12 protein-coding genes are annotated in these 10,662 nt (G+C 32.8%); 11 read left to right on the top strand and 1 reads right to left on the bottom strand.

Going from position 1 to position 10,662, the window contains the following annotated elements:
* The 3 genes from atpD to B3C18_RS14005 all read left to right on the top strand — a co-directional run.
* The coding region (gene atpD, locus B3C18_RS13995) for a F0F1 ATP synthase subunit beta (RefSeq protein ID WP_291147800.1) at nt 1-1,012 on the top strand (1,012 nt) is incomplete at its 5' end.
* Between the two features lie 92 nt (nt 1,013-1,104).
* Nucleotides 1,105-1,386: a F0F1 ATP synthase subunit epsilon gene (locus B3C18_RS14000; protein WP_291147802.1), complete on the top strand. Its 282-nt coding sequence runs from the start codon at nt 1,105-1,107 to the stop codon at nt 1,384-1,386.
* Between the two features lie 66 nt (nt 1,387-1,452).
* Complete coding sequence (locus tag B3C18_RS14005) at nt 1,453-1,965, top strand: hypothetical protein (RefSeq protein ID WP_291147804.1); 513 nt, start codon at nt 1,453-1,455, stop codon at nt 1,963-1,965.
* 63 nt (nt 1,966-2,028) lie between these two features.
* On the opposite strand, the gene B3C18_RS14010 is transcribed toward B3C18_RS14005, so the two are convergent.
* The gene (locus B3C18_RS14010) at nt 2,029-2,835 is read right to left on the bottom strand and encodes a DUF3667 domain-containing protein (RefSeq protein ID WP_291147806.1); all 807 of its coding nucleotides are present in this window, start codon (nt 2,833-2,835) and stop codon (nt 2,029-2,031) included.
* A gap of 311 nt (nt 2,836-3,146) precedes the next feature.
* Here B3C18_RS14010 and B3C18_RS14015 point away from each other — a divergent pair, with 311 nt between their 5' ends.
* From B3C18_RS14015 to B3C18_RS14050, 8 genes are all read left to right on the top strand, one after another.
* Complete coding sequence (locus B3C18_RS14015; protein WP_291147808.1) at nt 3,147-3,785, top strand: NAD(P)-dependent oxidoreductase; 639 nt, start codon at nt 3,147-3,149, stop codon at nt 3,783-3,785.
* Between the two features lie 79 nt (nt 3,786-3,864).
* The gene (locus B3C18_RS14020; protein ID WP_291147810.1) at nt 3,865-5,001 is read left to right on the top strand and encodes an aminotransferase class I/II-fold pyridoxal phosphate-dependent enzyme; all 1,137 of its coding nucleotides are present in this window, start codon (nt 3,865-3,867) and stop codon (nt 4,999-5,001) included.
* Between the two features lie 213 nt (nt 5,002-5,214).
* Nucleotides 5,215-6,078, top strand: coding sequence for a TraB/GumN family protein (locus tag B3C18_RS14025; protein ID WP_291147812.1), 864 nt, complete (start codon nt 5,215-5,217; stop codon nt 6,076-6,078).
* A gap of 6 nt (nt 6,079-6,084) precedes the next feature.
* Nucleotides 6,085-6,588, top strand: a complete 504-nt coding sequence (locus tag B3C18_RS14030) for an RNA polymerase sigma factor (protein WP_291147814.1) — start codon at nt 6,085-6,087, stop codon at nt 6,586-6,588.
* A complete protein-coding gene (locus B3C18_RS14035; RefSeq protein WP_291147816.1) occupies nt 6,578-7,192 on the top strand; it encodes a hypothetical protein in 615 nt (204 codons plus the stop codon). The genes B3C18_RS14030 and B3C18_RS14035 overlap by 11 nt, the downstream gene beginning before the upstream one ends.
* 160 nt (nt 7,193-7,352) lie before the next feature.
* A complete protein-coding gene (gene bioD, locus B3C18_RS14040; protein WP_291147818.1) occupies nt 7,353-7,970 on the top strand; it encodes a dethiobiotin synthase in 618 nt (205 codons plus the stop codon).
* Between the two features lie 98 nt (nt 7,971-8,068).
* The gene (bioA, locus tag B3C18_RS14045; protein ID WP_291147821.1) at nt 8,069-9,340 is read left to right on the top strand and encodes an adenosylmethionine--8-amino-7-oxononanoate transaminase; all 1,272 of its coding nucleotides are present in this window, start codon (nt 8,069-8,071) and stop codon (nt 9,338-9,340) included.
* 125 nt (nt 9,341-9,465) lie between these two features.
* Nucleotides 9,466-10,635 carry a beta-ketoacyl synthase N-terminal-like domain-containing protein gene (locus tag B3C18_RS14050; protein WP_291147823.1) on the top strand — a complete coding sequence of 390 codons (1,170 nt, stop codon included), beginning with the start codon at nt 9,466-9,468 and terminating at the stop codon, nt 10,633-10,635.
* Nucleotides 10,636-10,662: the final 27 nt, after the last annotated feature.

Raw genomic sequence — 10,662 nt, forward strand, 5'->3', positions numbered from 1 at the left:
TCAGGAGTTGATCAACAATATCGCGAAAGGTCACGGTGGACTTTCAGTATTCGCAGGAGTAGGAGAAAGAACACGTGAAGGAAATGACTTGCTTCGTGAGATGTTAGAGTCAGGAATTATTAAATACGGTGATGATTTCATGCACTCTATGGAAAATGGAGGATGGGATTTATCTAAAGTAGATATGCCAGGAATGAGAGAGTCTAAAGCTACTTTCGTTTTCGGACAAATGAATGAGCCACCTGGAGCTCGTGCACGTGTGGCACTTTCAGGATTATCTATCGCTGAGTATTTCCGTGATGGAGCTGGATCTGATCAAGGTAAAGATGTATTATTCTTCGTAGATAATATCTTCCGTTTTACACAAGCAGGTTCTGAGGTATCGGCACTTTTAGGTCGTATGCCTTCTGCAGTAGGATACCAACCAACTTTGGCAACAGAGATGGGAGCTATGCAAGAGCGTATTACATCTACAAACAAAGGATCTATTACATCTGTACAAGCGGTTTACGTTCCTGCGGATGACTTAACTGACCCGGCGCCGGCTACAACTTTCGCCCACTTAGATGCAACAACAGTATTGTCTCGTAAAATTGCTGAGCTAGGTATTTATCCAGCGGTTGACCCGTTAGATTCTACTTCAAGAATTTTGACTCCTCAAATTTTAGGAAACGAGCACTACGACTGTGCACAAAGAGTTAAAGAAATTCTACAAAAATACAAACAACTTCAAGATATTATCGCGATCTTAGGTATGGAAGAATTATCAGAAGAAGATAAACTTTCTGTATCAAGAGCTCGTCGTGTACAACGTTTCTTGTCTCAGCCGTTCCACGTAGCAGAGCAATTTACAGGTATTCCTGGAGTTTTAGTAGATATTAAAGATACTATCAAAGGTTTCAACATGATTATCGATGGTGAATTAGATCACCTTCCAGAAGCAGCTTTCAACTTAAAAGGATCTATTCAGGATGCTATTGAAGCTGGAGAAAAAATGTTAGCAGAAGCATAATCAAGCATAGCTTGATAAACATCAAAAAATAAAAATTCCAAATTCCAAAATTGGGATTTGGAATTTTATAATTTGGAATTTAAAAAAAAGTTATGATTTTAGAAATAGTATCACCAGAGGCAAAATTATTTTCAGGAGAAGTAACTTCGGTTACACTTCCGGGAGTTGATGGAAGCTTTCAGATTTTGAATAATCACGCTCCTATTGTTTCTATTCTAGAAAAAGGAACTATTAAAATTGCAGCGGCAAGCTTTGATTTTTCTAAAGAGGTAGCAAATAAATTTACGAAAGTGAATGACCAAACCTATACATTAGATATTACGTCAGGAACAATCGAAATGAAAGATAACAAGATAATTGTTTTAGTAGACTAATAACAATTTCAAAATAATCTTAAAAAAGCCATTCACATAGTGAGTGGCTTTTTTTATTTTTGATATATGAAACATCAACAATTAGATAAATTAGTTTATATGTCAGAAAGACCTTTTTGGCATTTTCTTTTGGCAGCGCCACTATATTATTTTACCATTTCTATGTCGCTTAAAATGTTTGATCTTTTTTATACAGGCAGGATTATGAATGGTTTAAAATTTACTTTAGCAGTCTTTTTTATGTTTGTCTGTGCTGCCGGATTGACTTTTACTAAAAAAGTATATACAAATTCTGCGAAGAAAAATGTTCGTTTCAATTTTACTTTATTTAATATTCCTTTATGCAAAGACATTCTTTTTAAGGAAATACAATATGTATCTGTATATAAAAATCATTCAGATCGAGATTTTGAAGTTCAAATCTGGTTATCAGAAACCAAGAAAAAATCTGTCTCTGTTCATTTTAATTCTCTGTCTGCTTTTAATTTAGCGTCTAAAATGGCAAATGGATTGGAAGTTAATTTACTAGATGCTACTGAAAGAGGAAATTTTAAATGGATAGAAAAAGAAAATCTATAATATTTCGAAAGCCAAACAGAAATGTTTGGCTTTTTTGTTTTCGTTTAGATTGACGATTTTCTATTATTGTATTATTCCCCAAAAACCAGTGGAAACATAAGCATTTACAGTAAACCCTGAGATAATTCCCCAAGAGATAATCCCGAAAACACTTACAGAAAATGCTTTTAGTAATTGTAGTTTGGTACTTTTATTTAAAAACTTGTAATAAAAGATCGTAAAGTAAAAGAGCTGAAAGAGTAGAAAAAGCAAAGCCTGATAATTAGACGATAAGTGAAATAATAAAGAAATCGGTAAAATTAATAGGGTATTCACTAATATACAAAACCCCAGCATGTACATGCCTGCGACTAGATGTTCTGTATAGTTGTAATTCTGTTTTTTATAAAACAGCCAGAAAAAAAATGTAGTAAGAGGTAAAGCCATCATTGCCATTAAATTAGAATACTTTTTCATGAAATGAATCATTTTTTCTTTTCGTTCATAAACATGTATGACTTTTTCTTTTTGAATAGGATCTGAAATAGCTTTAAGTTCCTGATTTTCTTTTTGGATGTTGATAGGAGGTGTTTCTTTTGGAATATTGGAAATGAAAACAAAGACGGCGGCAACCAATAAGAAAAAATTAAGTGGAGGAAAGTACTTTTTTCTTTTACCATTGATGTATTCCTTAGCTACAACTCCACTTTTTAAAGCCAAATCCCTAATGAGTTGAAAAATGCCTTTGTCGGCATGTGTAAAATAATGAACAGCTTCATGAAAAACCTCGTGCGGACTTATACGATGCAAATTAACTTTTTGACTGCATTCAGGACAATAATTAAAATTTGGATAATTAGGTGTTTCACAGTTTTTACAAATGATCTTCATTCTTTTCGTTTTTAATGCAATATACAAATTACTGAGAATCAGTTTGTAATTTGAAAATTAGAAATATTAATGTTTTAATTAACAATAATATCTATGTTGAGACTAGGTAATTGAGTATTTCAAAATAAATGATATAGCTAAGTCGTATTGTTTGGCTTTTTTTTATTTCCTGTAATTGATTACTTTTGAAGTATTAAAATCTCTTTATAAAATATTGATTCAATTATAAAGGCTCAGTAAGCTTTTATGTTTTCGTTTTATCGATTTGATAAAGCGTAAATTATTTATGTCAAATTTTATAAAAATTACATATGAAAAATATATCAAAAGTCGCTGTTCTGGGCGGCGGCGGAAGAACTGGAAAATATCTTGTAAACCAGTTATTAAAAGAAGGATTTAGTTTAAAACTTTTATTAAGAAATCCCGAAAATTTCGAAATTCAAAATCCCAATATTGAAATTATTCAAGGTGATGCTCTTGATTTTGAATCCATAAAATTATTGTTGAAAGACTGTCAAGCTGTTGTAAGCACAATTGGCCAGAGAAAAGACGAACCTTTGGTTGCAAGTGCCGTAACAAATAATGTCTTAAAAGCAATGAATGAATACGGAATTGAATGCTACGTTCTTCTTGCGGGTCTTAATATTGATACTCCATTCGATAAAAAAAGTGAAAAAACAATAATGGCAACAGATTGGATGAAAACCAATTTTCCTGTAATTCAGGAAGATCGCCAAAAAGCTTATAATCTTTTAGTCGAAAGTGATGCAAACTGGACGCAGGTTCGTGTTCCTTTTATTGAATTCACAGATAATAGTTCTGATATAGCAGTTAATCTTGAAGATTGTTTAGGTGACAAAATCAGTGCATTTGATATTGCCGAATTTATGGTTAAAGAAATGACCGGATCAAATTATAGCAGGCAATCGCCTTTTATAAGTGTCATTTAGAATACACTAAAGAACAGCGGGAAATATGAAAAACCCGCTGTTTGTTTATATCAAGTTTCAATTTCATAACTTTGTTTTTATGAAATTACCTGAAAACCTTAATCAGAAACTTGAAAACCGAAAGCAGAATAACTCGTTTCGCAAACTTCCTGTGTTTAATAATCTGATTGATTTTTCTTCTAACGATTATATTGGATTTTCAAAATCCGAATCAATTTTTAAATTGACACATGCTTATCTGCATGAAAATGAAATTTTTCAAAACGGAGCTACAGGTTCAAGATTAATTTCGGGAAACCATTCTTTATATCATATTGCAGAAAACTTTATTGCGCAATTTCATGACGCAGAAGCCGCTTTAATTTTTAATTCGGGTTATGATGCCAATTTGGGTTTTTTTAGTGCTGTACCGCAAAGAAATGATGTTATTTTGTATGATGAGTTAAGTCACGCTTCCATTCGGGATGGAATTGTAATGTCAAACGCAAAATCATACAAATTCAACCATAATGATTTTGAAGATTTAGAACGACTTATTCTAAAATTTCCAGATACAAATATTTACATCGTTACCGAAACTGTTTTTTCTATGGATGGCGACAGTCCGAACTTAGAAGAATTAGTAAAACTCTCTGAAAAATACAACTGTTATTTGGTAGTTGATGAAGCCCATACTTTGGGTGTTTTTGGAGATAAAGGAGAAGGTCTTCTTCAATATTTGGAATTACACAACAGAATTTTTGCCCGAATCATGACTTTTGGAAAAGGTTTAGGTTGTCATGGCGCAGTTCTACTTGGAAGCCCTGAACTGAAAGAATATCTAATAAACTTTGCCCGAAGTTTTATTTATACTACAGGATTATCTCCACATTCTGTTGCAACAATTTTAACGGCATATCAACAACTGGAAACTGAAAAAGAAGCGATCGAAAAGTTACGCCAAAATATTGTTTTCTTCAATCAGCAAAAAAACTTATTAGGCTTAAAACCAATGTTTGTTCGAAGCAAATCAGCAATTCAATCTGCCATTGTTCAGGGAAATGAAAATGTCAAGAAATTAGCCCAGCAATTACAGGACAAAGGTTTTGATGTAAAACCAATACTTTCTCCAACCGTTCCTGAAGGTCAGGAACGTTTACGTTTTTGCATTCACAGTTACAATTCCGAAGAAGAAATTAGTTCCGTATTAGAACTTTTGCGGGATTTTATATTTTAAGATGTAGTTGTCAGGCTGAGCGAAGTCGAAGCCCATTTTTAGTTAGCGAGCCCTTCGACTCCGCTCAGGGTGACATTTGGTTAACGAAATCTTGCATTTTATCAGCAGGCTAAAATAATTTTTAATATTTATCTGTAACGTTTTGACTATTCCTATACTTACAACTCGTAATTACAAAATGAGTTTTAGTCATTAACTTAATCAACCCTCAAAATGAAAAAAGTATTCCATTTATTTATAGCATTTATATTAGTTGTTTTTAGCATAAAATCACAAGCTCAAACCAAATCTCCTAAATTAGAAAATTCTCTTTTATGGGAAGTTTCCGGAAACGGACTTTCTAAACCTTCTTATTTATACGGAACGATTCACATGATTTGTTCATCAGATTATTTTCTAACTGAAAAAACTAAAAAAGCCTTAGAATCTTCAGAAAAACTAATACTAGAAATCAACTTTTCTGATCCAAAAGAAATGTCAGAAATGCAGCAATTGGCAATGGGAAAAGAACCTTTAAGCAAAAAACTGAACCCGGAACAGCTGACAAAATTAGATGCAATTCTCAAAAAAACTACCGGAATGACCGTGCAGCAAGTTGACAGCTTTAGTTTGCTGACTGTAATGAGTTTGATTTCAATGAAAAGTTTTGGCTGTGCCGATTTAAAATTCTACGAAATGGAATTTATTGAGCAGGCTAAAAAAAGAACTATTGAAATTGGCGGGCTTGAAACTGTAAAGGAACAATTCGGAATGTTTGATAAAGCATATTCTACTGATGAAATGATTTCAATGTTAGAAGAATCGACTCCTGAAGAATCGGCTAAATTAGTTTCCGCTTATAAAACCGAGAATATTGATTTAATGTATGATTTTACAACAGATAAAAAGTATACAAGCGAAAAGACCAAAAAGATTATTCTGGACGAAAGAAATTTAAACTGGGTAAAAAATATGCCCGAATTGATGAAGAAGAAAAGTATCTTTTTTGCCGTTGGATCAGCACATTTAGCAGGAGAATTTGGAGTTATTAATTTATTAAGAAAAGCAGGTTACAAGGTGAAACCAATTCTGAATTAATAGATTTTGAAAGAAAGGGAACAAGAGTTTTTAAATCGGATTGAAAGTCATAAAGGAATTTTGTACAAAGTTTCTAAAATGTACATGGATACACATGACGATCAGCAGGATTTATTTCAGGAAATTATTTGTCAGCTCTGGAAATCATATGATTCTTTTAGAAATGAAAGTCAGTTTTCGACTTGGATGTATCGCGTTGCTGTAAATACGGCAATTGTTTTCCTGAAGAAAGAAAAACGAAAACTTGATAAATATGAAATCGCTTCAGAAAATGTAAAAGAAGAAGAAGGCGATTCTCAAATTAAAGAAAACCAAATAGAACACTTTTACAAAGCAGTTCAAAAACTGGAGAAAATCGACAAAGCCATTATTTTTTATCAGTTAGAAGGATTTTCACATAAAGAAATTGGAGAAAACCTCGGAATATCTGAAGGAAATGCCAGAGTAAAACTGAACAGGGCAAAAGAAAAATTAAAAGAAATAATTAAAAACCAAGGATATGGATTTTGATGAAATACAAAACGCATGGAATAACGATAAACCAAAAAACGTTGTTGTTCCTCACAATTTAGAAAAAATACAATCGGCAAATACACCTTTGGATAAAATCAAAAAAAATCTAAAAACAGAATTTTATTATCAAATCCTGTCCATAGTTTTCATTGGTACAGTTCCTTTAATTGCAAATCTGCCGCCAAAATGGACTTTTTTTTATTATCTACTTTTTAGTCTTTTTGTGGCCGTTTGTGTTTATTATTTATTAAAGCTTTATTTCTTTTATAAAAGATTAAATAACACCACTTTAACAACAAAAGACAGTTTGTATGAAACTTATTTTGACATACGATTGAATATGGAATTGTACAAAACATTTGGTTTTGCCTTAACGCCGTTTTTGGTTTTATATCTTTTGGGAATTTATTATTATGCATTTTCAAAAATTCCGGGATTTTTTGATCATGAATTTTCAAATGGACAATTAGTTGGATTCTTTTTGGTTGTTGTTTTTGGAGTACTTTCTATGGGGATTTCTTTAGAATGGTGGGTTCAGAAATTTTATGGAAAATTCGCCAGTGAAATAAGAAAAGTAATTGACGAATTAAAAGAAGAATAATAAACAGAACCCATCGTAATGATGGGTTTATTTTTATTGGTATTTTTGAGGAAATTATTACACAGAGATACACAAAGAAAAACACAAAATAGCGCAAAGTATAAAAATAACTTTGTAAATCTTCGTGGTTCTTTGTGTATCTCTGCGAAACAACAAACCTATGAAAATATTCGTAACAGGAATTTCGACTGATGTTGGTAAAACAATCGCTTCTTCGATTATTGTCGAAGCTTTAGAAGCTGATTATTGGAAACCTATACAGGCTGGAGATTTAGATAATTCTGATAGTCATAAAATTCAATCCCGAATTTCTAATAAAAAAACTCAAATTTTTGAGAACAGTTATAAGTTAAATACACCGGCAAGTCCACATTTGGCCGCAGAAATTGATGGATTAAGAATTGAGTTAAGTCAAATTCACGAACCAAAAACAAATAAACATTTAGTTATTGAAGGCGCTGGAGGAATTTTTGTTCCCTTAAATGATAAAGAAACAATCATTGATCTAATAAAACCAGATTATAAAATTGTTGTTGTTTCAAGACATTATCTGGGAAGTATCAATCACACTTTATTAACGATTGAAGCAATTCAGAATCGCGGATTTAAAGTCGCCGGAATTATCTTCAGCGGAAGCGAAAACAAATCAACAGAAAGTTTAATTCTGAATAAAACCGGAATAAATTATATCGGAAGAATTGACGAAGAACCCTATTTCGATCAAAATGTAATTAAAGAGTATGCTGATTTATTTAGAGATAATTTGCTTAATTTATAGCGTAAAGATTATAGAATAAAGAAAATAGACTTTCCTATCTTTGCTTAAACAATTGAGTTTAGTCTTTTTTCTATTCTCTTTCTTCTATTTTCTTAAAAATGAGCTTAACAAAAAAAGACCGCCAATACCTTTGGCATCCTTATACACAGCATAAAACTTCACAAACGCCAATTGCAATTACTCGAGCAGAAGGTGCATTACTTTGGGATGAAAATAACAAAGAATACATCGATGCAATTGCTTCCTGGTGGGTAAACCCATTTGGACATAGTAATAAATTTATTGCCGATGCTATTTACAAACAGTTGACGACTTTAGAACATGTTTTGTTTGGTGGTTTTACACATGAACCGGCAGTAAAGGTTGCTGAAAGATTAATGGAAATTCTTCCGAAAAATCAGCAGAAGATTTTCTTTTCAGATAATGGCTCTACGGCGGTTGAAGTAGCGATAAAAGTGGCGCTACAATATTTCTTTAATAAAAATGAAAAGCGAACAACGATTATTGCTTTTGAAAATGCTTTTCACGGAGATACTTTTGCGGCGATGGCGGCAAGCGGAATTTCATTTTATACACAAGCTTTTCAAGGTATGTTTATAGATGTAGTTCGAATTCCGGTTCCAATAAAAGGACAGGAGCAGGCAAGCTTTGATGCTTTAGAAAATGCAATTAAAAAACATAATTGTGCCGGATTTATTTTTGAACCTTTAGTCCAGGGAGCAGCAGGAATGGTAATGTATGAACCGGAAGCTTTAGAAAAATTGATTCAGATTTGTGCAGGAAATAAAGTCCTAACAATTGCGGATGAAGTAATGACGGGTTTTGGAAAAACCGGAAAAACTTTCGCGATGGATTATGTTTCAGAAGAACCGGATATGATTTGTCTTTCGAAAGCGTTAACCGGAGGAACAATCCCAATGGCGATTACAACTTTTACTCAGGATATTTTTGATGCATTTTATGATGATGATATTAATAAAGCCTTATTTCACGGACATACATTTACAGCAAATCCAACGGGTTGTGCAGCAGCTTTAGCTAGTATAGATTTATTGCAGACAACAGAAATGCAGCAAAATATTGAAAGAATAAATGCAAGTCATTTAAACTTTCAAAAGAAGATCGAGAATCATCCGAAAGTAATTACTGCCAGAACTTTGGGAGTTATTTTTGCTGTTGAAATAAAATCAGATTCAGAAGAAAGTTATTACGGATCAATGCGGACAAAGTTGTATAATTTCTTTATTGATAAAGGAGTTGTTTTGCGCCCCGTTGGGAATATCGTTTATATTTTACCGCCGTATATAATGACCGATGAACAACTTCATAAAGTATACACTACAATTGAAGAAGCCATTGAAATGGTATAATTTTGCCCACAGATTTAACGGATCAAACTGATGAACACAGATTAATTGTTTTCTCCGTGTAAATCTGTTCAACCCGTGTCATCAGTGTGCTATTTTTTATAGACCTTTGTGATAAATAAACTATTGTGAATACACCAAAAATTGCCATAACCGCTTTCTCATCAATTTCTCCATTAGGGAATAATGCTGATCAAGTTTGGGAAAAATATCTTGATAATAAACATTGTTTTACGAAACAGTTTTTGGATCACCAAGAAACCTCTGTTGCTGCTCTGGATATTGATTCAAAACAGATTATTGCCGAAATCCGTGAATCTGATATTAAGTATAAATTTTTAGATGATTCTGTTTTGTTTGCTTTAGCCGCTTCGCGAAAAGCAGTTGAAAATGCAGGCTGGAATTCAAATGATATTTTCGGAATCAATATTGGATCTTCTAGAGGTGCTACAGATTTATTCGAAAAACATTATAAGGAATATCTTGAAACTGGAAAAGCTCAAACTTTAGCATCACCAACAACAACTTTAGGAAATATTTCGTCTTGGATTGCGCATGATTTGCATAGTGTGGGGCCTGAAATTTCTCATTCCATTACCTGTTCAACTGCACTTCATGCACTTTTAAACGGAGTTGCATGGTTAAAATCCGGAATGGCAGATAAGTTTTTGGTTGGAGGAAGTGAAGCTCCTTTAACCGATTTTACCATTGGACAAATGCGGGCTTTGAAAATTTATTCGCGGATTGATCAGAATATTGATTTGTGGCCCAATTTGGCTTTTGATTTCAAAAAAACACAAAACACAATGATTCTGGGTGAAGGCGCAGCAGTTTGTTGTTTAGAAGCGCGAGAAAAAGAAAATGCAATCGCTTATGTGATTGGTGTTGGTTATGCGACTGAAATTTTGGAACATAATATTTCAATTTCTGCAGAAGCAGACTGTTTTCAAAAATCGATGAAAATGGCTTTAAAAGATATTGATTTAGAAAGTGTTGATGCGATTGTGATGCATGCGCCCGGAACTATAAAAGGAGATTTAACAGAATTACGTGCAATTGAAAAAGTGTTTGGGTCTAATTTGCCTTTATTAACGACTAATAAATGGAAGATAGGGCATACTTTTGGAGCATCTGGAATGTTGAGTTTAGAATTAGCACTTTTAATGCTGCAGAATGATACTTTTATAGAAACGCCTTTTTCGGAATCAAAAAAGCAAGACAAATCAATTAAAAGGGTTTTAGTTAATGCAGTAGGTTTTGGCGGAAACGCTGTGAGTATTTTAATTGAAAAAGCCTAAATATTTATCTTATTTAAAAACAAAAAA

Source organism: Flavobacterium sp. UBA7680 (assembly GCF_002482975.1).
GTDB lineage: Bacteria > Bacteroidota > Bacteroidia > Flavobacteriales > Flavobacteriaceae > Flavobacterium.